The sequence below is a fragment of the Candidatus Dependentiae bacterium genome (genome assembly GCA_013821315.1).
GTDB lineage: Bacteria > Babelota > Babeliae > Babelales > Babelaceae > JACDHA01.
This window is the reverse complement of record JACDHA010000007.1, coordinates 39,720-60,718: the sequence shown is the minus strand read 5'-3', so window position 1 is coordinate 60,718 and position 20,999 is coordinate 39,720. Positions and strand designations below refer to the sequence as shown.

19 protein-coding genes are annotated in these 20,999 nt (G+C 35.6%); 13 read left to right on the top strand and 6 right to left on the bottom strand.

Annotated features, from left to right (window positions below; translation table 11 throughout):
- The coding region (locus H0X48_02750) for a WD40 repeat domain-containing protein (protein ID MBA3954211.1) at positions 1 to 1,342 on the bottom strand (1,342 nt) is incomplete at its 3' end.
- A gap of 289 nt (positions 1,343 to 1,631) precedes the next feature.
- Between H0X48_02750 and H0X48_02745 the strand changes: the two genes are divergently transcribed.
- From H0X48_02745 to rpsT, 7 genes are all read left to right on the top strand, one after another.
- Complete coding sequence (locus tag H0X48_02745; protein ID MBA3954210.1) at positions 1,632 to 2,375, top strand: MotA/TolQ/ExbB proton channel family protein; 744 nt, start codon at positions 1,632 to 1,634, stop codon at positions 2,373 to 2,375.
- Positions 2,372 to 2,788 carry a biopolymer transporter ExbD gene (locus H0X48_02740; GenBank protein MBA3954209.1) on the top strand — a complete coding sequence of 139 codons (417 nt, stop codon included), beginning with the start codon at positions 2,372 to 2,374 and terminating at the stop codon, positions 2,786 to 2,788. Before H0X48_02745 ends, H0X48_02740 begins: the two co-directional genes overlap by 4 nt.
- Complete coding sequence (locus tag H0X48_02735; GenBank protein MBA3954208.1) at positions 2,760 to 3,854, top strand: hypothetical protein; 1,095 nt, start codon at positions 2,760 to 2,762, stop codon at positions 3,852 to 3,854. Before H0X48_02740 ends, H0X48_02735 begins: the two co-directional genes overlap by 29 nt.
- Before the next feature lie 15 nt (positions 3,855 to 3,869).
- Positions 3,870 to 5,204, top strand: coding sequence for a hypothetical protein (locus H0X48_02730; protein MBA3954207.1), 1,335 nt, complete (start codon positions 3,870 to 3,872; stop codon positions 5,202 to 5,204).
- Positions 5,205 to 5,378: 174 nt separating this feature from the next.
- Positions 5,379 to 7,232: an ATP-dependent metallopeptidase FtsH/Yme1/Tma family protein gene (locus H0X48_02725; protein MBA3954206.1), complete on the top strand. Its 1,854-nt coding sequence runs from the start codon at positions 5,379 to 5,381 to the stop codon at positions 7,230 to 7,232.
- Between the two features lie 126 nt (positions 7,233 to 7,358).
- Entirely contained in the window at positions 7,359 to 7,562 is a 204-nt protein-coding gene (locus tag H0X48_02720) for a 50S ribosomal protein L28 (protein ID MBA3954205.1), read from the top strand.
- Positions 7,563 to 7,581: 19 nt separating this feature from the next.
- Complete coding sequence (gene rpsT / locus H0X48_02715; GenBank protein MBA3954204.1) at positions 7,582 to 7,866, top strand: 30S ribosomal protein S20; 285 nt, start codon at positions 7,582 to 7,584, stop codon at positions 7,864 to 7,866.
- Between the two features lie 52 nt (positions 7,867 to 7,918).
- On the opposite strand, the gene H0X48_02710 is transcribed toward rpsT, so the two are convergent.
- From H0X48_02710 to H0X48_02700, 3 genes are read right to left on the bottom strand one after another with little or no spacing between them, the layout of a single operon-like run.
- Positions 7,919 to 9,640, bottom strand: coding sequence for a hypothetical protein (locus H0X48_02710; protein MBA3954203.1), 1,722 nt, complete (start codon positions 9,638 to 9,640; stop codon positions 7,919 to 7,921).
- Between the two features lie 2 nt (positions 9,641 to 9,642).
- Positions 9,643 to 10,503: a tyrosine-type recombinase/integrase gene (locus H0X48_02705; protein ID MBA3954202.1), complete on the bottom strand. Its 861-nt coding sequence runs from the start codon at positions 10,501 to 10,503 to the stop codon at positions 9,643 to 9,645.
- A 9-nt stretch (positions 10,504 to 10,512) separates the two neighbouring features.
- Complete coding sequence (locus H0X48_02700; protein MBA3954201.1) at positions 10,513 to 13,032, bottom strand: sigma 54-interacting transcriptional regulator; 2,520 nt, start codon at positions 13,030 to 13,032, stop codon at positions 10,513 to 10,515.
- Positions 13,033 to 13,317: 285 nt separating this feature from the next.
- Here H0X48_02700 and H0X48_02695 point away from each other — a divergent pair, with 285 nt between their 5' ends.
- Positions 13,318 to 13,509: a hypothetical protein gene (locus H0X48_02695; protein MBA3954200.1), complete on the top strand. Its 192-nt coding sequence runs from the start codon at positions 13,318 to 13,320 to the stop codon at positions 13,507 to 13,509.
- 48 nt (positions 13,510 to 13,557) lie between these two features.
- Entirely contained in the window at positions 13,558 to 13,881 is a 324-nt protein-coding gene (locus tag H0X48_02690; protein MBA3954199.1) for a hypothetical protein, read from the top strand.
- A gap of 14 nt (positions 13,882 to 13,895) precedes the next feature.
- On the opposite strand, the gene H0X48_02685 is transcribed toward H0X48_02690, so the two are convergent.
- Positions 13,896 to 16,295 (bottom strand): sigma 54-interacting transcriptional regulator, encoded by a 2,400-nt coding sequence (locus H0X48_02685; protein MBA3954198.1) that lies wholly within the window; start codon positions 16,293 to 16,295, stop codon positions 13,896 to 13,898.
- A gap of 411 nt (positions 16,296 to 16,706) precedes the next feature.
- Here H0X48_02685 and H0X48_02680 point away from each other — a divergent pair, with 411 nt between their 5' ends.
- The 3 genes from H0X48_02680 to H0X48_02670 all read left to right on the top strand — a co-directional run bounded on the left by H0X48_02680 (position 16,707) and on the right by H0X48_02670 (position 18,120).
- Positions 16,707 to 16,910 carry a hypothetical protein gene (locus tag H0X48_02680; protein ID MBA3954197.1) on the top strand — a complete coding sequence of 68 codons (204 nt, stop codon included), beginning with the start codon at positions 16,707 to 16,709 and terminating at the stop codon, positions 16,908 to 16,910.
- A 36-nt stretch (positions 16,911 to 16,946) separates the two neighbouring features.
- Positions 16,947 to 17,624, top strand: coding sequence for an endonuclease III (locus tag H0X48_02675; protein ID MBA3954196.1), 678 nt, complete (start codon positions 16,947 to 16,949; stop codon positions 17,622 to 17,624).
- 175 nt (positions 17,625 to 17,799) lie between these two features.
- Positions 17,800 to 18,120, top strand: coding sequence for an RNA-binding protein (locus H0X48_02670; protein ID MBA3954195.1), 321 nt, complete (start codon positions 17,800 to 17,802; stop codon positions 18,118 to 18,120).
- 58 nt (positions 18,121 to 18,178) lie between these two features.
- Here the strand turns inward: H0X48_02670 and H0X48_02665 are convergent, their stop codons facing one another.
- A complete protein-coding gene (locus H0X48_02665) occupies positions 18,179 to 20,056 on the bottom strand; it encodes an ABC transporter ATP-binding protein (GenBank protein ID MBA3954194.1) in 1,878 nt (625 codons plus the stop codon).
- Between the two features lie 140 nt (positions 20,057 to 20,196).
- Here H0X48_02665 and H0X48_02660 point away from each other — a divergent pair, with 140 nt between their 5' ends.
- Complete coding sequence (locus H0X48_02660; GenBank protein ID MBA3954193.1) at positions 20,197 to 20,970, top strand: hypothetical protein; 774 nt, start codon at positions 20,197 to 20,199, stop codon at positions 20,968 to 20,970.
- The last annotated feature ends 29 nt before the right edge of the window (positions 20,971 to 20,999 follow it).

Genomic DNA, 20,999 nt, shown 5'->3' with positions numbered 1-20,999 from the left:
GAGGTAATAGGCCTATGGCTGACTCAAAAGATTCAAGCATGTGCTGCTCATCTTGGCCATCTAAATTAACAGTAGATTGACTAAACTGCATCATAAAAAACAATTGTTCTAATGTTAATTTTTCTAGGCAAGGTACATTCCATAAGCGTGCAGTATTATCCAATGATCCCGTAAGAGCATAGTTACTATCAGGGCTAAATGCTACTGAAAGTTCGAAGCCTGTATGGGCTTTAAGCTCTTGAGACTCGAGTGTCTTTACATTCCATAAGCGTGCAGTAGTATCGCTTGATCCTGTAAGAGCATATTTGCCATCAGGGCTAAATGCTACTGAAGTCACGCTTTGTGTATGGCCTCTAAGCTGTTGAGACTCGAGTGTATTTACATTCCATAAGCGTGCAGTATGATCAAATGACCCAGTAAGAGCATACTTGCCATCAGGGCTAAATGCTACTGAAGTCACGCTGTCTATATGGCCTTTAAGCTCTTGAAACTCGAGTGTATTTACATTCCATAAGCGTGCAGTTTTATCTGCTGATCCAGTAAGAGCATACTTGCCATCAGGGCTCAATGCTACTGAATCCACGCGGCTTATATGCCCTCTAAGCTCTTGAAACCCAAGTGTATCTATGTTCCATAAGCGTGCAGTTTTATCCACTGATCCAGTAAGAGCATATTTGCCATCAGGGCTAAATGCTACTGACATTACATAGTCTGTATGGCCTCTAAGCTCTTGAGATTCCAGTGTATTTAGACTCCATAAGCGTGCAGTATCATCCCATGCTCCAGTAAGAGCATAGTTGCCATCAGGGCTAAATGCTACTGAAGTCACTAGTTGTGTATGGCCTTTAAGTTCTTGAGACTCGAGTGTATTTAGATTCCATAAGCGTGCAGTCTTATCTCTTGACCCAGTAAGAGCATGCTTGCCATCATTGCTAAATGCTACTGAAGTCACCCAGCCTGTATGGCCTATAAGCTCTTGAGACTGCAGTGTATTTAGATTCCATAAGCGTGCAGTATTATCGTATGATCCAGTAAGAGCATACTTGCCATCCTTGCTAAATGCTACTGACATTACAGAGTTTGTATGGCCTATAAGCTGTTTAGGTTTTAAAGTGAGCATTTGTGTAAGTAATGCTTTATTTTTAGTAATGAGAGCGGTTTTAAGGATATCTCTCAGACCTGTAGGTAAAATGTTTAAAGTAGCAGCTTGTTGCTGAGGTGTTTGTGATAAAAGTGTTTCAATAGATTTAACTGCTGCCAGATCACTTAGGCAGGCAAATGCGCTGGGTATAGTTAAAAGACTTAATGCAAAAGTAAGTATGCGTGTAGAGGGTAAAAACATGAGCCACCTTGGATTTTTTGTAGTACTTAATTGTTATAATTATATATTTAATTTTAATTAATTATTTCAAAATGTCAAATAAAACAAGGGTTGTTCAACAGAGGTGTATTCTCTAAGATCGAAATAATTTATACTTAGCCTAGAGGTTAAGTGCTTATAAGCTATTTAAGTAGATAAGATTGTAAATTTTGTAAATAAGCCTTTTCATATTGTTTTAGTTTTTATAAGCTTAAAGTGCTAAGATAGTTAAAAGTAGATACAAGCAGACATATTACTCTAAAGGAATACCATGGCAATGCATAACGCTTTATGGGAACTTATCAATCAAACAGACATAGTAAGTAAGGGAATTTTACTTTCAATGTTGGGCATGTCACTTGCCTGTTGGTCTTTAGCCCTCTATAAATGGATGGTTTTAAAAGCTAAAATTCAGCAAGTACGGCAAGCGCGTGCGCTTATACGTAATATTAACAATTTAGAAGATCTTTTGGCGCGTGCTGCAACAGTGCGAAACACTTTTGGTGGCGATCTTATAGCCCAGTACTTGCTAGACTTTAAAATGGCTCTTAAAAAATATGATACCTCCAAGCCTACACTAACGCAAAGTGACTGGAATATACTAATGGTTCATATTGATCAAACGTTAGAAGATACTTTGCAAAAAGAAGAAGCTCTACTGCCAGTCTTTTCAACTAGTTACCAAGCAGCACCGCTTGTAGGTTTGTTTGGCACAGTATGGGGCTTGATTCATGCTTTTATAGGTATCGGTCAGCAAAAAAGCGCTGATATTGCAGCTGTTGCTCCCGGTATTGCTGAAGCACTTATTACTACGCTTAGTGGTTTAGTTGTAGCGATACCTGCTTTAGTGTTGTTTAATTATTTGCAACACCGTGTCCGTATACTTGAAACTGAAGTACTGCAGTTAACTGAAAGTTGCCGTTTAATATTGCGCCAAGTAACTACACTCGAAGAAAATACAAGTGTAGCTTACAGTATGAAGTCTAAAGATAAAGCAATGGAAGTGAGCTTATGATGCGCCAAGGACGCTTAGGCAGGTCACGTTTACCCCATTCGCCGGAAATATCACTTACTCCGTTAATTGATACAGCACTTGTGTTGCTTGTTATTTTTATGGTTGCAACTCCTATGATGCATAATGCTGTTAAAGTATCGCTTCCTAAAGGCCATGTACAAGAGTCTCCGGGTGCAACTAAAGAAGATGTAACGGTCTATATTGATAAAGATGAGCACGTATTTATTAATGGTACGCTTACAAATCCACAACAGTTTGTTCAAGCTTTGGAACAAAAATTAGGTGGTACCCAGCAGCGTGTATTTGTTAATGCAGATGAAACTATTTCTTATGGTGCTTTAATGAAAGTAGTTGATGCAATTAAGTACCTGGCAGGAGTGGAAGATGTGGTCTTGGCAACTGAAAAAGCTTAATCAAGAACAACAGGCAAAATACGGAAGTATAGTTTTTTCTGTTCTAGTGCATGGGATTATTTTACTCAGTATTACTCAAGCAGGAAGCTATAAGTTACTTGAAGAAGCAATTACGCTTATGCCAAAGGGCAGCCATAGCAGGCCTGTTCGCTTTGGAGCTACAAGAACAGCTTATGCTGGAATAAAAAGTGCTGGCGCTGTTGGCAAGAACACAGTAAGCAGTCAACATCAGGTGTCTGGTAAAGCAATTAAAGGGGCTACGCAAGTAATGGGTGTAAAAAAACCTCCAGCTCCTCGTGCTCAAGATATAAAGCGACGAGAGTCACTGGTTAAAGCAAATGCACCTGTAAAAAACAAACCAACTGTAGTAGAACAAAAACCAGTGTTTTCTGAATTTAAACGTGAGTTTTCATCATTAATTAAAACTGGAACTAAAGCTGGAATTAAAACCGGTGCTGCAGCGGTAATGCAAACTACAAAAGCAGCTAAAGCAGAAGGTGCTCAAAAACCTCAAGCCTCTAAAGCTCAAGAAAAGCCACTTTTTTCTGAATTTAGACGTGTACAGCAACCTGAGTTAAAGCCTGAAAAGAATGTAGTGCCAGTAAAAGCAGAGCGTGTTGAAGTAGTTCCTGTAGAGCCGTCTCAAGCTTTGTTAGTAGAGTCTAAGCTAGAACCTGAAGTAGATTCCAAACTAGATTTTGCTAATCATACTAATCATAGTAGTATGCCAGATAGTACACACGTTGATAGTAGCGTAGCTTTTGTGCCAGAAGAGTATAGCTTGTTTATAGATTCTGGAGATTCAGGAGAGGTAGGGCAATATTCCAGTTGGCAGCAAGATATAGTAACTCAAATACAGCACTATATTGATATGCCACCAGGTTTTGAAGAGTATACAGGCATCAAGTTGGTTATAGAAGTAGGTCACACAGATGGCAAAGCTAAAACTATTGAAGGCCCCAAAAATGCTCAACGAGCTGTATATCAAGCTTATAAAAGCTGTATACTTAAAGTAAATTTTCCTAAACAAGTACACGGAAAACGCATAACATTAATTATAAGTTAATAACCCGAGATGAGTATGCATAATTATATATCTATTTTTTTACTGGTAATAAGTCTTGGCATAGCTGTGCCACACAATTGTAGGGCGCAAGATGACCTTACGCTTACTTTTTCAGTAAGTGATTTAAAGACAAATAAAAAAAGTGCAATGAAACTATTGCTGGGAGTAATCAACCCTACGCAAGAGCTTGCACAGGTTGCCCAGGAACTTAAAAAAGCTCTAGAGAGGAGCAAGCAGTTTTCAGTTTTAATTGAAGAATTTGGACAGTTGTCAAAAACACAAGACATTAAAGCTCTTTCGACTAAGGGGTATAGTCTTGCTGTTTTTATTAACGCTGCTCCTGGTGGTCAAGCTATTCAATGGCGACTTTATGATACTCTTGACGCAACTATGATTAAAGGCAAAGAAGCACTAAAGCAGGGCAATCTTGTGCGTGGTTGGGCTTACGCGGTAGCAGACGAACTTTGGCCTGAGCTTACTCAACAGCAAGGTTCTTTTGGCACCAAAATTGCTTATACTAAACGCAAGCAGCGTATGCATGGCAAAATGGCAAATACTGTGTATATGTGTGATGCTGATGGTAGCCATGAAGCAGAATTACTTTCATTACCTGGCACCTATGTAGGGCTCTATTGGCATAATGATCCAGATATTGCTCGCCTTTTTTGCTCAGAGTTTACGCGTTTTAACGTAAGATTAATAGGTATAACGCCTCATCAACCAAAAAAAGTGGTACTTGATCTTACGGGTACTTGTGTAGGAATATCTCTGGCTCCTGAAAGTGACAAAGCTATTTATTGCCGCTCAGGAGATATCTGGCATTATAGTTTTAATAGAAAAAACAAAAAAAGCGCTCACACGTGTCTTATAAAAAATGATGGTAAAAATAGTTCACCAACATTGCTTGCTAACGGTGATATTATTTTTTGTTCTGATGCTAAAAAGATTCGTCAAGGGAATGCGCAGGCGCGTGGCCCTCAAATATGTTATTATCACAACGACACAGGAGAAAGTGAGTTACTAACTAAAGATGGGTATTGTGTTGGGCCGGCTTACTCGTCATATACTGATAAAGTAGCTTATTCTAAAAAAGTTAACGGTATAATGCAGCTTTTTGTCTATTCTATAAAAACTAAAAAGCATGAACAAGTTACTTTCGATAAAGGTAATAAAATTGATTGTTCATGGTCACCTTGTGGCCAGTATTTAGTCTTTTGCTATCAAGATAATGCACTAAGCCGCATAGCAACTTTACATGTAGCAACGCGGCAAAAGAACTTTATTACACCGGTGCAGGAATACTGTGCTTATCCGGCTTGGTCGCCACGGTATACCGTTTTTCCAAGCTAAGAGATACCAGTTATTTTTGTGTTCGACAAAAATAGTATTCTATTGTATACTAAAGGAATGGCGATAGCTTTGCTGTCGCTTTTCTTTTCGGTTCTCTATAAAAAATCATCTTAATCTACCATGTTCTAGCTGTCAGAACAGTCGAATAAGTATACTATACAAGTGAGTTGTATTATGAAAAAAATGAATATAAAAAATTTAAAAAACGGGCCAGGTAACTTAGTTGTAATTACGCTTGTTGGGCTTGGCGTTCTTATGCTGTTGGCTCAATTTATCGAAAATACCCATTTTAACAAAAAGTTGTCTTATTCTGAATTTGTAAAAAAGGTTGAACTTGATCAAATAAGTTCCCTTACAGTAACAGGCAACGAAGTACAGGGTATTGTAACTGAAAAAAGTCCTACAGGAAAAGAAATAAGAACCCATTTTGCTACGGTAGTTCCTCATAATGCAAAATTATGGAATTCTCTGCTTAAGGATCATAAAGTAGATGTAACAGGCGCTTATCCATCGGCTGATTTTGGCATTTGGAATATTTTATTGCTTGCTATGCTTGGTTCAACTATTATGCTTGTCTGGTTTTTCTTCAAGCAAGCGCGTGGTGCTAATGGTTCTAATGGCAATAACATTTTTAGTATAAGTAAAAGTAAAGCTAAATTGTTTAACCCTGCGCAGATTAAAGTGACCTTCGATTCTGTTGCTGGCGCTAAAGAAGCCAAAGAAGAATTATATGATGTGGTAGATTACCTTAAAAATCCTGAGAAATACAAGCGTTTAGGTGCTAAACTTACTCGTGGAGTGTTATTAGTAGGTGAACCAGGTAATGGTAAAACACTTCTTGCTAAGGCTGTTGCTGGAGAAGCGAACTGTCCCTTTTTTAGTGTAAGTGGTTCAGATTTTATTGAAGTGTTTGTAGGTGTTGGAGCAGGGCGCGTACGCGATTTATTTGCTCAAGCGCGCAAAAATGCACCAAGCATTATATTTATAGATGAAATTGATGCTGTAGGGCGTCAGCGTGGTTCTGGTCAAGGTGGTGGGCATGATGAACGTGAACAAACGTTAAATCAGTTACTTACCGAGATGGATGGTTTTGATACAGGAACAGGAATTCCTGCTTCTGTTATAGTAATAGCTGCAACTAATAGAGCTGATGTGCTTGATAAAGCGTTATTGCGTCCTGGACGATTTGACCGTCGTGTAGAAATTCCATTTCCAGACTTAGTAAGTCGTGAAGAGATTTTGCGTGTTCATGCTCAAGATGTTAAAATGGATACTACTATTAATTTTAATCATCTAGCACGTTGCACACCAGGCTTTTCTGGTGCTGATTTAGCTAATTTAATTAATGAAGCAGCAATCAATGCCTCCAAGCATAATCAAGATAAAGTATATCTTAAAGATATAGACGAAGCTCGTGACAAAATGATGCTTGGTAAAGAAATGAAGACACGTACTTTTACTGATGAAGAACGTAAAATTACTGCTTACCATGAAGCTGGTCATACCCTTGTGCGGTTGTTATTGCATGAAGAGTGTGATCCCCTACATAAAGTAACTATTGTGCCACGAGGTCGTGCCTTAGGAGTAACTCACTTTTTACCTGAGCGAGATAAGCACAGTATGTCAAAAGTTGAAATGGTAGGAGATATCATGGCAGCTTTAGGTGGTAGAGCAGCTGAAGAGCTTGTGTTTAATAAGTTAGCCACAGGTGCTTCAAGTGACTTTGCACGAGCTACGGAGATTGCTCAACAGATGGTTCGCTTTTATGGTATGTCTAAAACTCTTGGTTTAGTTGCCTATACGCCGCAAGGACCGTATGGTTACTCGGAAGAAACCGCTCGTCTTATTGACCACGAAATACGTTCTATTATGCAAGAGTGTTATGATAAAGTGCTTGTACTTCTTGCTGATAATAAAGATAAGTTATATAAGTTAGCTGAAATGTTGCTTGAAAAAGAAACACTCTATGCTGATGAGATTTATGAGTTACTTGATATACCAGCACGAGCAAGTTTTAGATTACAATAATCTAAGATATAAGCCAGCTGCAAAAACAGCTTGGGTAGATGAATTTGAAAAAAAAACTAATTATAGTAAACTATAATATATAGTATACTGGTAATTTTTGAATATCGTTAGAAAGGATTTTTATTTATGTCTCGTATATGCGCTGTGTGCGGCAAGAGACCGCAAGTGGCTAACAACGTAAGTCACGCAAACAACAAAACAAAAAGATGGGTTTATCCTAACGTACATAAAATGCGTTTTACTTTAACCTGTTCTAGCGATAGAAAAGTACACGCTGGCAAAGTATGTACTAAATGTGTTAAAGCACAAAAGGTACAAAAAGTAATTTAACTATAAGTGAGTAACGAGAATGGCAAATACAAAATCAGCCCAAAAACAAGCTAAACAAAACGAAAAATGCAGAATGCGCAATTTAGCGCGTCGTACTGCTATTAAGACTGCTCTTAAAAAAGTGCATGCTTCCATAGAACAAAATAAAGATGTAGCTCTTACAGAAACTTTGTTAAGAGATGTTGCAGCAAAATTAGCACGTGCTAAAAGTAAACATGTGCTTCATCGTAATACGGCTGCTCGTAAACTAAGCCGTTTAACAAAAAAATTCAATAAATCACAAGCTGCTCAACCTGCTGTATAAATTCTCTTGTAGATAGCTTTGTTTTTTTATGCATTATAAGCGAAACTGGTTTTCATGTTTCGCTTATTTTTGTTTCTACTAATTCTTCATATCGTTTAAAAAACTCATAGGCAATCCCTATGGCCACTTGAGAAGAGCCTGCATTTTCAATTAAAATAACTAACGTAAGCGGTTTGTGGTTTTTATAATTAAAGCATGCCGCAAACCAACCGTGTTCTACAAATTGTTTTCCTAGATTACGCTTTGATAGATCACTTGTCTGAGCAGTACCGGATTTTCCATAGAGAGTAAAGTTTTTAAGCCGAGCTAAAATTTTAGCACTCCCTAATGTTATCACTTCATGCATACATTTTTTAACAAATTGTATTGTTTCTTTTTGTAACTGTAACGGTTGCTTTACCACAGGTTCTACCATTAAAATACGCGGACGTACTAAATATCCCTCACAAAAAGCTGATACCATGCACGCAACTTGTAAGGGGGTAACTAAGGTATAACTTTGTCCTATGGCAGCTGAAAGCGTTTCTCCGGGCCACCAAGGCTCTTTCTTTACTGTGCGTTTCCATTGGCAGGTTGGTATAAGCCCTGAGCGTTCAGGAAATAAAACTGCTGTTTTGATACCTAAGCCTAGACGCTGTGCGTAGTCGGCTAACGTATCTATTTTGATTTTTTTAGCTATATCAAAAAAAGGTATATTGCATGATTTAGCAAGTGCTAGTGGCGTATTTATACTACCGTGGCCTTCTTTGCGAGCGCAATGGTAATCACGACCGGCAAAGGTTGTATGTCCATTACAATACCAAGAAGTAGTCTGATCAATGATTTTTGTTTCAAGAGCAGCACTTAACGTAACAAGTTTAAAAATCGATGCTGGCGGATAACATGCGTTAAAAGCTCTGTTTATAAAACACTTTTTTTCTTGCAGTGCATGCCATTGCTCCCCTCCAAGTTGCCCTAAAAATATATTCGGGTCAAAATCTGGCCTAGATACTAAAGCCTCAAGACCGCCTGTTTGTGGATCAAGTACAATAAACGTTCCTGTGCTATCTGCAGGAAACAGCTCTTCTGCAATAAGTTGTAATCGTAAATCGAGTGTAGTTTCAATAGTTGTTCCAGCTAAAGCTTTTTTTAACTCTTGAGACTCTAAATGGCAACCAACTGAATTAATAGTATTTAAACGTTGTCCAGGTTCTCCTTTTAATGCTTCATCAAAAAGATGCTCAAGGCCCATACAGCCGTTAGCATTTATGCCGGGATTAGATAAATAACCAACCAGGTGACTTGCAATTGATTTGTAAGGATAATGGCGTTTAAAATGAGTATCTACGATTATATTAGCGTGACAAGGAAACTTTTCTATAACGCGACTTAATTGCTCAAAAGAGGCATCATGTACTAAGCACAGAAGTTGTGCTTTTTTTTCTGCGTAAGCAAGTGTTTTTTCAAATTCAGAAGTAGAAATACCTCTATTTTGTAACTCTTCTATACTTTTTTTTTGCTCAGAACTTAGATATTTATTGCCTGTGCCTTGCCAATAAATACCTGTTACCGGCCTATTTGTAGCCAGAAGATTTCCATTCTTATCTATAATATTGCCGCGTGGTGACGCTATTCTTTCACTACGCAAAAAGTTTTTTTTACCTAAATGAAGAAAATTAGGCATTAAGTTAACTTGTAAGTGGAACAAATAACCTACTATCAAAAAAAGAGCACTGCATACACAGATAACTACTAATGGTAAGCGTGGGGTTAATGAACGAGCAAAAATATCCATAGCTACTTGGTAATCTTGTTTAAATATCGTTCAGTGCTTATACGTGCTTTATGCCCTAATAGCTCTTGTAATGTATCAACATCTGCGCCATTAGTAAGCATATGAGTGGCAAATGAATGGCGTAACACATGAGGAGTAAGATCATATTTTTCTTTCATGCATTGTCTAAACATAACACAAATATGTTGTACTGACCTTACAGAAATAGGATTGTTTCGCTGATTTAAAAAAAGCCGCTCATAGCTACTTTTAGGCTCAGGACGCTCACTTTGCAAATACTGAGTGATACGTTCAAGTGCACGAGAACCAAACAGCACGACGCGTTCTTTTTTTCTGCGGGCCCGTATTACAATGGCTCTGTTGGTAAAGTCTATTGATCGGAGCTCTATTTGTACTATTTCTGAGCAACGGATACCCGTTGCATACAAAAGTTCAAGTATAGCTTTATCGCGTAGTGGCTGCTTTGTAGGAAGCTCTTCAGTATGAACAAGGTCCATAAGATGAAAAATTTCAGATACTGGTACAATGAGAGGGTCTTTCAGCTTAACTAAAGGCCTTTTAAGGTTTACTGATAAAGGTATCTGCTGTTTTTTTAAAAACTTTTTAAGTGAATTAAAGCATGATACTTTGCGTGCAATAGATTGTATGGCACTTGCTGCTCTATAAAGTGAGTTAATATATTGTTCTAAAACCAGAGCAAGAGTTAAGCTTACTGGGCCCTGTTCTTCACTAGTAGTCCAGAATGCCACAAGTTTGTTTAAATCGTTTTGATAAGAACGATGAGTGTTATCACTCAGCTTTTTCTCATGCTTGAGGTAATGTAAAAATTCTTCTTGTTTTAAAATAAATTCTTGTCTGTTCATAGCCTATTATTATTCATCAAATTTATATTCTTGGTAGCGTCGATTTACAGAAGATCTGTTGACTCCTAAAAGCGTAGCAATTTTGTTTTGGTTTTTAAACTTATTCCACAACATTTGCATTGTTTGAGGGTCTTTAAGAGCTTTTTTACCCATCCGTATAGCTTGCGCAAGCTCGGGGTCTGTTACATGATAAGCGCGATCAAATTCTGTGGTATCATGTATCTTATGTTTAGTTGACTTATGAACAAGTACTTGGTGTATTTTAGTTTTAAGCTCTTGTAAGCTTCCAGGTCTTTGATCAAGAAGCTTGTCTTTATCTTTATCGCTTAGTTCAAGCAAATTTTTAAATGTCTGCGTTTTTAATGCTTGTTCAGTAAAACCAGAGGTAAGCTGATTGATTTCAGTGTCAGGTAATGTTGTAAGTGAAGGCATACTCAAAGAAGTCTTTTTAAGTTCATTAAAGAGCGTTTTAGAAAAAAGGCCTTCAGTTACTAATGTTTGCAGATTTTTAGTTGTAGAGCAAATAATGCGAACATTGCTAAAAAATTTATGGTCGCTACGTAGTTTATGATAGTAACCGTAGGAGATAAATTCAGCTAAATAGTTTTGAGTTTCCAAGCTTAACAAATGTATATTTTGTATAAAAAGTGTTCCTATAGTGTCTAATTTTTGAAGTAAAGCTTCAGGCTCATTTTTATCAAGTAATGGGTTAATGCCAAAAACTTTAAGAGCAACTTCATCATTTTTTTCTGGTATTGTTAATTTTAATATATGCAGTGTTGGCCGTAAACTAATATGATGCAGTATCTCAACCGTAGGAAGTAAATCATCCTCTGCCATCTCAAGTAACGTAGCTTTTCGGCTTAATGATGTAGATAACAGGTTAATTTTAAAATTAAGAAGCATTTCACCATTGCCAGGAATAAGTTGATTTATAAGTTGTCCTGATTGAGTAGTTTCAAGGTACAACAAATAATCCCAAGCAGAAGGATCTTTCAGAAATTCAAACTGAGTTTTGATAATATCTGATATTTCAGGATAGTAGACCATAATTATTACGGTATTAAGCTCAAGGCTGGGTATTCCTGATAAAATAAGCTTATTGTTATGTAAATCACGACAAAAGAGTGTCTGACTTGACTTATATTGTTGTACATTACGTGCAAGTTGCCTAAATGATTGAGCAATAGGATGCCCTTCTTGTGTATTGACATCAATTTCAATAAGCTCTTGAGCTGCTTGGTTTGCAAAAGTAAAACGGCGATTTTTATAAAATACTATGCCAATTTTTCTGTCTTTATTGGTTCTTAAAAACGATTTAATACTTTCTTTGTACTGATTGATCTCTTGATGCTTGTGATAGAGTTCTTCTTCAAGCTCTTTTTCTTTGTGGAGCAAAGCTTCTAAATTACTATGCTTAAGTATGTTTATAATATTGCTTAAATAGCTGGTAAACACAAGCATTTCGTCACGTTCTACGTTGTTATAAAGCTTCCCTGCTCGTGCATGTCGTTCCACTATAATATAAGCGGTAATGGCTTGTCGTTCGTAGATAGGTAAAAATACATCTGCGTTAATAGAGTCTAAAAAATCAATAATTTTAGACAGAGCAGATTGTTCCTCATAAAAGTTGGTAAACTCAAGCTCATCTTTAATAAATATTTTAGATTGACGCAAGAGAGCTCCTGCTGGAGAGGTCATTAGATCATGATTAGCAAGAAAGTTTTCAACTTTAGTTGTAATTAATGCTAAGTCGTAATGCGTATCATCTTTAGAGTCTAGCTCTGTTTTTCTTACATACAAGCGTGTGCGCCCTGCAGGTATAGTAAACGCAGCAGTAAAAAAGTTTTGAGTAATGTGAGCCAGCTCTTTTAATGCTGTAACATGGCTGAGTTGCTCTAGTATATCTTTAAAATCATTTATAAAATTAAAAGGTGCTCGTTCTACAACATGGTTACTAAAGTTTAAGAATCTTAATCGTATTATGCTTTTGCAGCAATGGTATATAGCATAACTTTCTAATATAGTTGATAGATTAAGAAGTGTATCTTGGTTTATAGGCAATAAAGCTGAAATCCAGGGAAAGAGGTCACTAGTGATAATTTCTAAAAATAAATGAGGGATAATTAAAAAACCTATAAAAAACTGTAACTGTTTTTTGAGTATTTTAGGCAATCTTAGCCAATACATCTTTTTATAAGTTTGATACATTACTGGCAAAAACCAACATATAATAACTATATAAGAAATGCGTACGAGTGTTTTTTCAAATTCCAGTGTTTCAATGCTACCTGAAGGTACATAATATTTAAAAAGAGCTAAATAAAGAAAACAAAAAGAAATACAAAAGTTAACAAGAGAAAATATAATATTTTGAGGCTTAAAGGTAACTTTTTTTTCAATCAAATGTTCTAAAAATAGACCAAGAGCCTGATATTGAGTTATAAATAGTGCCCATGCCATACGAGCAATGAAAGTAATAATTTTAATCTCATGGCTCCCGGCAAAAATTTTGCGCGAAAGTGTCAATATCCAGCCTATATCACCCAAGATTATACAAGTAAGAAAAACTATAAGGAGAGTAAATAATTTTTTAGAACCATTAGAGCGAATGCTTGATAAAGACAGGGCTGTGAGGAAGTAAATTTTACATAAAAATGCAAATATTTTGGCAATCAATAAACATGCAGCACTTCCCAAAATGATATTAATAAGGTTACTTATATTCCACATAATTGATTGATATTTTCTATTGTCGAGGTTATACTGTTGTTAAGTATCAGTTTTTTTTTACATTTTCTTAAGAGGTCCAATATGACTAATAATACCCATATAAATAGGTTTATTGCAAATGGTGTGTACACACTTGTTATAGCTTTAAGTGTACCTTTGATTGTTACAAGTAATGCTAATGCCTGCGGCTTATTTTCTTATTTAACTAAGGCTATAGAATCTACTCAAAACACAGCAAAACTTGCAATTCATCCACCAACACCACCTTACTAATACACCAATAGTAATAGTGTATGAGTAGATTAATGATAGTTAGTCTATATGTCAACTAATTGGGTAGAATTAGAAGTTCGCGCCCAAAAAATAATAGCTTTATTAGAGCAGGCTACTAAAGGAATGCTCAAGCCCATGATATCACGTCTTATTGATATATACGGCAAAGATCCTTTTATCATTTTAATAGCCTGCCTTTTAAGCCTAAGAGCACGGGACACCAGCACCTTTGGTATTTGCAAACAACTGTTTGCTCGTGCGAGAACACCGCACGAGCTGCTATTAGTATCGTCCCAAGAATTACAAGCTATTTTAAGGCCCTTAGGCTTTTATGGCAAAAAAACCAAATTATACAAGTTACATTATTTTTGACCAACTACCTGTTGTTATTCATCAAATTTATATTCTTGGTAGCGTCGATTTACAGAAGATCTGTTGACTCCTAAAAGCGTAGCAATTTTGTTTTGGTTTTTAAACTTATTCCACAACATTTGCATTGTTTGAGGGTCTTTAAGAGCTTTTTTACCCATCCGTATAGCTTGCGCAAGCTCGGGGTCTGTTACATGATAAGCGCGATCAAATTCTGTGGTATCATGTATCTTATGTTTAGTTGACTTATGAACAAGTACTTGGTGTATTTTAGTTTTAAGCTCTTGTAAGCTTCCAGGTCTTTGATCAAGAAGCTTGTCTTTATCTTTATCGCTTAGTTCAAGCAAATTTTTAAATGTCTGCGTTTTTAATGCTTGTTCAGTAAAACCAGAGGTAAGCTGATTGATTTCAGTGTCAGGTAATGTTGTAAGTGAAGGCATACTCAAAGAAGTCTTTTTAAGTTCATTAAAGAGCGTTTTAGAAAAAAGGCCTTCAGTTACTAATGTTTGCAGATTTTTAGTTGTAGAGCAAATAATGCGAACATTGCTAAAAAATTTATGGTCGCTACGTAGTTTATGATAGTAACCGTAGGAGATAAATTCAGCTAAATAGTTTTGAGTTTCCAAGCTTAACAAATGTATATTTTGTATAAAAAGTGTTCCTATAGTGTCTAATTTTTGAAGTAAAGCTTCAGGCTCATTTTTATCAAGTAATGGGTTAATGCCAAAAACTTTAAGAGCAACTTCATCATTTTTTTCTGGTATTGTTAATTTTAATATATGCAGTGTTGGCCGTAAACTAATATGATGCAGTATCTCAACCGTAGGAAGTAAATCATCCTCTGCCATCTCAAGTAACGTAGCTTTTCGGCTTAATGATGTAGATAACAGGTTAATTTTAAAATTAAGAAGCATTTCACCATTGCCAGGAATAAGTTGATTTATAAGTTGTCCTGATTGAGTAGTTTCAAGGTACAACAAATAATCCCAAGCAGAAGGATCTTTCAGAAATTCAAACTGAGTTTTGATAATATCTGATATTTCAGGATAGTAGACCATAATTATTACGGTATTAAGCTCAAGGCTGGGTATTCCTGATAAAATAAGCTTATTGTTATGTAAATCACGACAAAAGAGTGTCTGACTTGACTTATATTGTTGTACATTACGTGCAAGTTGCCTAAATGATTGAGCAATAGGATGCCCTTCTTGTGTATTGACATCAATTTCAATAAGCTCTTGAGCTGCTTGGTTTGCAAAAGTAAAACGGCGATTTTTATAAAATACTATGCCAATTTTTCTGTCTTTATTGGTTCTTAAAAACGATTTAATACTTTCTTTGTACTGATTGATCTCTTGATGCTTGTGATAGAGTTCTTCTTCAAGCTCTTTTTCTTTGTGGAGCAAAGCTTCTAAATTACTATGCTTAAGTATGTTTATAATATTGCTTAAATAGCTGGTAAACACAAGCATTTCGTCACGTTCTACGTTGTTATAAAGCTTCCCTGCTCGTGCATGTCGTTCCACTATAATATAAGCGGTAATGGCTTGTCGTTCGTAGATAGGTAAAAATACATCTGCGTTAATAGAGTCTAAAAAATCAATAATTTTAGACAGAGCAGATTGTTCCTCATAAAAGTTGGTAAACTCAAGCTCATCTTTAATAAATATTTTAGATTGACGCAAGAGAGCTCCTGCTGGAGAGGTCATTAGATCATGATTAGCAAGAAAGTTTTCAACTTTAGTTGTAATTAATGCTAAGTCGTAATGCGTATCATCTTTAGAGTCTAGCTCTGTTTTTCTTACATACAAGCGTGTGCGCCCTGCAGGTATAGTAAACGCAGCAGTAAAAAAGTTTTGAGTAATGTGAGCCAGCTCTTTTAATGCTGTAACATGGCTGAGTTGCTCTAGTATATCTTTAAAATCATTTATAAAATTAAAAGGTGCTCGTTCTACAACATGGTTACTAAAGTTTAAGAATCTCAATCTCAATATGCTTTTATAACAGTGATATATAGTATAACTTTCTAAAAAAGTAGAAAGATTAAGTAGAACTTCTTGACTGAATGGCAGTAGAGCCGAAAGCCAAGGAACAAAGAAGATATTGGTAGTAATAATGTCTAAAAACAAGTGCGGTAGAATTAAAAATCCTATAAAAAATTGTAATTGCTTTTTAAGTATTTTAGGCAATTGTACCAAATACATTTTTTTGTAAGTTTGATACATTACTGGTAGAAACCAGCACGTAATAACTATATAAACATTAAATACTAAGGTTTTTTCAAATTCTAAAGTTTCTTGACTATTTGATGGGACTCCATACTTGAAAAAAGCTAAATATAAAAAGCCTGTCGAAATACCTAAGTTTATAAGTAAGAAAAGAGTATTTCGTAGTTTAAAGCTAAGTTTTTTTTCCACTAAGTGTTCTAAAAATAGCCCAAGTGTGTAATATTGAGTTATAAATGAAGCCCATGTTAGTCTAGTTGTAAAAGTAATAAATTTTACTTCTTGGTCCGCAAGGAGCATTTTTCTATAAAGATTCAAAATCCAGCTTGCATCGCTTAAAATTATGCATATAAGAAAAACCATAAGTAACTTAAACAATTTTTTAGAATTGTTTGACCTAAGGCTTGATAATGATAAGGTTGTAATAAAATAAATCTTACACAAAAATGCAAAAAATTTAGCAAGTAATAAGCAGGCAGTGTTGCCTAAGATAAGGTTAATAAGTTCACTTATATAATGCATCTTGATTGATATTTTCTATTATAGGAGTTATACTATTTTTTAAGTATTAAATTTTTATGTCTTTTTTAGAAGAGGTCCAATATGACTAATAACCACATAAATAGGTTTATTGCAAATGCTTTATGTTTAATTTTTATAGCTTTTAGTATGCCCTTTGCTACAATAGTTAGTGAAAAAAAGAACATTTTAGGAGGCTATAATTTAGAAAGCAATAAAAGTGGTTCTCAAGATCTTTCTAAACTTCAAGTAGGTCCTTTTGGCCCACCTTATGGTAAGCCAAGCTAAATTATAATATGAGTAGATTAATGATAGTTAGTCTATATGTCAACTAATGGGGTAGAATTAGAAGTTCGCGCCCAAAAAATAATAGCTTTACTAGAGCAGGCTACCAAAGGAATGCTCAAGCCTATGATATCACTTCTTATTGATATATACGGCAAAGATCCTTTTGTTATTTTAATAGCCTGCCTTTTAAGCCTAAGAGCACGGGACACCATCACCTTTGGTATTTGCAAACAACTGTTTGCTCGTGCGATAACACCGCACGAGCTGCTTTTAGTATCGTCCCAAGAATTACAAGCTATTTTAAGGCCCTTAGGCTTTTATCGTAAAAAAACTCAAGTTATCCAAGATGTCACGAAAGAGATTATCGAACGTTTTAATGGTCAAGTTCCTGCCACTGAGCAGGAGCTTTTATCCATTAAAGGCGTAGGAAGAAAAACTGCTAACCTAGTCTTAGGCGAAGCTTTTGGTATTCCGGCAATTTGTGTTGATACTCATGTACATCAGGTTTCTAATCGTTTAGGTCTTGTATGTACAAGCACTCCTGAACAAACAGAAGAGCAACTCAAGCGTATTATACCCCGTAGTCAGTGGATACAACTAAACTATCTTCTGGTTATGTGGGGTCAAAATATATGTGTTCCTGTATCTCCTTTATGTTCAACGTGTATTCTTTTGCCGCTGTGTCCTCAACGTAACGTTTTGCGACATCGTTAAAATCGGTTGCTTTAATAATTATAAAAGATTATACTGTAATTAATGTTTTAGTATTTTGGTTTATACATCGTTATGTGAAGCGGTATCATATAACAGGTAGATATCATAAAGAATAATGTTAAAACATACATTTGTATTAATTATCAGTTTTATATTACCGCAAGGGTAACAAATTATGAATATTTACGTAGGAAACTTATCACGTTCAACAAGCGAAGAGTCATTAAAAAAGACATTTGAGCAATTTGGACAAGTACACTCTGTAAAAATTATTAAAGATAGACTTACAGGCGAACTACGTGGTTTTGGTTTTCTTGAAATGCCATCAACAGAAGAAGCTGAACAAGCTATCTCTGCACTTAATGGCCGTGAATTAGACGGTAGAAAATTGGTTGTTAACGAAGCTCGTGAACGTGAAGAACGTCCAGCAGGCGGTCGTGATAGCCGTTTTAACTCTGCTAGAAGAAGCACTCCTTTTAGAGGTAACCGTTCTTAATTGACAAGATCAAAAAGTACGATAAAATGGCGAGATTTATTCTCGCCATTTTTTATGCTTAAATATCTAGTTTAATATGACCTTGTATAAGTCTACGGTAATACAATGATTTCTTTTCAAGATCTACTAAGTTATAAAACTTGATGTCTTTATCTTCGCTTAATAAAGAGAAGTCCATTATTCCTATAGCATTTTCGATTGTTTTTATTCGGTGAGCTATAACGAGTGTTATAGCATGCTGTGCCAAATGGCTTATCATTGTGGTAATAGCTTTTTCACTGATCTCATCTAAGCTACTAGTAGGCTCATCTATTAAAATCACGCGTGGGTTATAATACATAGCACGTAAATAAAGACCTGCAAAATTAAGTCTTTGGCGTTGGCCACCGGATATAGTCAGGCCACTTTCACCTATTAACGTATTAAGACCATCTTTTTCTTCGAAAATAGACCATAAACCAACTTCTTTAAGAGTTTGAACCATCTCTTTATCAGTATATACTTGTTTGTCATGAGGTAGACCAAGTAATAGGTTACTTCTTAAGGTACCACTAAGACTACTAGCTATTTGGCCTTGAATGGCAACAAGACGTTTTCGTAGTGAGTCATCTATAGAATAGACATCTATGCCGTTTATTGTAATGGACCCTTTTGATGGCTTGAGTTGGCCACCTATTATAGAAAGCAGGGTAGTTTTACCCATACCTGAAGGTCCTATAATACCATACAGTTTATTTGTTTTTGTAGCTGGTGCCTCAAGAGACAAATGATGACTTTCAAATATTTTAGCTTTAGTATTATATTCAAAATCAAGATTGGTGATACTTATAGTGATAGTTGGGCTATCAATCTTTTCTTCAACTTCGTGTAGAGCTTGTTTGGAAAGTTGATTTGAAAGTACGGGGAACGATTGTTTTCCAAAAGTTCTTACAAATAAAAAGAGATCTGAAATGCGAGTAACTGATTTTAAAAGTTTGCGTAAACGTCGCCCAATTTTAATAATTTCGTAAGTGCCTCTAATATAAGCAAGTAGTATAGTGGTGCCTATAAGGGTGCTTACAGTCCCGCTCAGTATAGCTTTAATAACTGCTGTACCTAAAATAAAAATGCTTCCTAGGTAGAGTATACGTGTAATAAGAGTACTTGCTGATGAAGCTACCCAAGCAGTGCTTTCGGTAAACATAAGCTTATTGTTTTTATTGTATGCTTTGCGTGCTATTTCGTTGGTAGCAAAAGCAGACCTTACTAATTGTACTTGAGTTAAGCTTTCAACGCTTAAAGCTTTAACTGAATCATCAGCATCAATAAGTTTTTTTTCAAAAGCTGCTCCAGTAAGTAAGCTGAGAGTTATATTAGCTACTGCTATAACTAATAACAGTATAAAACATAACAGGCCTAATCTAACATCAATCCATAAAAATGAAGCAATAACGGTGAAAATGCTCATAACAGTAGGTACTAAATCGAGCATGAAGAGGTCTAAAAAGTCTTCATAAGCACGTGCGCCACGCTCAATTTTTGCAAAGAGCTTGCCGCTTGATCTGAGTGTATGATAGAGCGGATCAACACATAAGAAAAATTGGTATGCATTATATTGAATACTATTAATACACTGCATTTGTAAGAGTATAGAACAATATATGCCTGCAAATTCTCCTACTATAGCAAGAAGCCAAGCGCCTGTTAAATAAACAAACAAACTAAAGCGTTGTTGCTCAATTATAGCTCCTATAAAAAGAGGAACGAGCGTATAAAATATTTGAATAAGAGTTTCACAAAAGAAAGCGCCTAGAAAATATTTTTTTTGTATCCATATGATGCGGGTCCACGATGTATTGAAATCGATGGGCAATATGCGAACTTTGCTTTTTGTATCAGCAAGTCGTGTCCAAAATTGATAGTATTTTTCTACGACATTATTTAAATTTATTAACATATATTTTATCCTGTTATACTCTATCTCTATACATTAATACAGATAATTGTATATATCTAGAAATGTGTTAGCTACTATTACAGTACTAAATATTCTAGTATACTGTAAATAATTAAGAAATTAAAGTTAAAGGAACGAGTATGCAGGTTGCAATCAAGCTTAATGAACTGAAAAATGCATGGATTGAGTCGCTTAAGCTGCTTTTGCCTGTTAATCTTAAGCCTTTATTGTTAGTTAGCTTGAAGTCTGTTAGTTTGCTTCTAGATACAGTACGCTTGCTGCCAAGTAGTGTTACAGCCGCACTAGTAATATCGTTTTTAGTAGTGCCTTTGGTAGTAGTGATAAAAAACACTCCTATTTGGCAACCAATTGCTGTGCTTCTCGCTTATTGTTGTTATATTACTGTACTCTTAGTGGCTGCTACTAGAGCTTCTGTAGAATATAAAAAGAGTAGTTATTTTACAAAGCGTTTGATATATATTTTACCTGCTCTTGCTTTAACTCTAGTATTAGACGCTATGTTTGTACTAGTAACAACCGTAGTGCCGCAGTGGTTAGTCTCAGGTATTTTTTTTATAACTGGTCTTAGCAATGGCATAGCGCCTTTTTATGTATTTTCTCTTTTGTTTTTAATGGACTCGCGTATGAGTATCAAAGAATGGATTAATGCTTTAGGAAGAGCTTTGTTGTTTGTTGTTTATAATTACCCTTTTTTCTTTATAGTATACAATTTGGTAAAAGTTGGTAGCCTAAGTGTAAGTCTAGTACTAGAAAAGTATATGCCAATCTTGCTTTTTCAAGTAGTAAGTTGGTACGTTTTTCTTGGTGTATTTGTGCCAATTTTTATATGTTTTTTAACTACAGTATATAGTAAGCAAATACATGAGCAGTTTGGACTCTATTATAATTCTTAAATACTGTATTACTTCAAGAAAGTTATTGA

Coding starts and splice junctions, on each gene's coding strand:
- H0X48_02680 (MBA3954197.1), top strand. CDS start 16,707: ATGACTAATAACCACATAAATAGGTTTATTGCAAATGCTTTATGTTTA.
- H0X48_02740 (MBA3954209.1), top strand. CDS start 2,372: ATGATGCGCCAAGGACGCTTAGGCAGGTCACGTTTACCCCATTCGCCG.
- H0X48_02665 (MBA3954194.1), bottom strand. CDS start 20,056: ATGTTAATAAATTTAAATAATGTCGTAGAAAAATACTATCAATTTTGG.
- H0X48_02675 (MBA3954196.1), top strand. CDS start 16,947: ATGTCAACTAATGGGGTAGAATTAGAAGTTCGCGCCCAAAAAATAATA.
- H0X48_02725 (MBA3954206.1), top strand. CDS start 5,379: ATGAAAAAAATGAATATAAAAAATTTAAAAAACGGGCCAGGTAACTTA.
- H0X48_02735 (MBA3954208.1), top strand. CDS start 2,760: ATGTGGTCTTGGCAACTGAAAAAGCTTAATCAAGAACAACAGGCAAAA.
- rpsT (MBA3954204.1), top strand. CDS start 7,582: ATGGCAAATACAAAATCAGCCCAAAAACAAGCTAAACAAAACGAAAAA.
- H0X48_02745 (MBA3954210.1), top strand. CDS start 1,632: ATGGCAATGCATAACGCTTTATGGGAACTTATCAATCAAACAGACATA.
- H0X48_02710 (MBA3954203.1), bottom strand. CDS start 9,640: ATGGATATTTTTGCTCGTTCATTAACCCCACGCTTACCATTAGTAGTT.
- H0X48_02695 (MBA3954200.1), top strand. CDS start 13,318: ATGACTAATAATACCCATATAAATAGGTTTATTGCAAATGGTGTGTAC.
- H0X48_02705 (MBA3954202.1), bottom strand. CDS start 10,503: ATGAACAGACAAGAATTTATTTTAAAACAAGAAGAATTTTTACATTAC.
- H0X48_02720 (MBA3954205.1), top strand. CDS start 7,359: ATGTCTCGTATATGCGCTGTGTGCGGCAAGAGACCGCAAGTGGCTAAC.
- H0X48_02690 (MBA3954199.1), top strand. CDS start 13,558: ATGTCAACTAATTGGGTAGAATTAGAAGTTCGCGCCCAAAAAATAATA.
- H0X48_02670 (MBA3954195.1), top strand. CDS start 17,800: ATGAATATTTACGTAGGAAACTTATCACGTTCAACAAGCGAAGAGTCA.
- H0X48_02730 (MBA3954207.1), top strand. CDS start 3,870: ATGCATAATTATATATCTATTTTTTTACTGGTAATAAGTCTTGGCATA.
- H0X48_02660 (MBA3954193.1), top strand. CDS start 20,197: ATGCAGGTTGCAATCAAGCTTAATGAACTGAAAAATGCATGGATTGAG.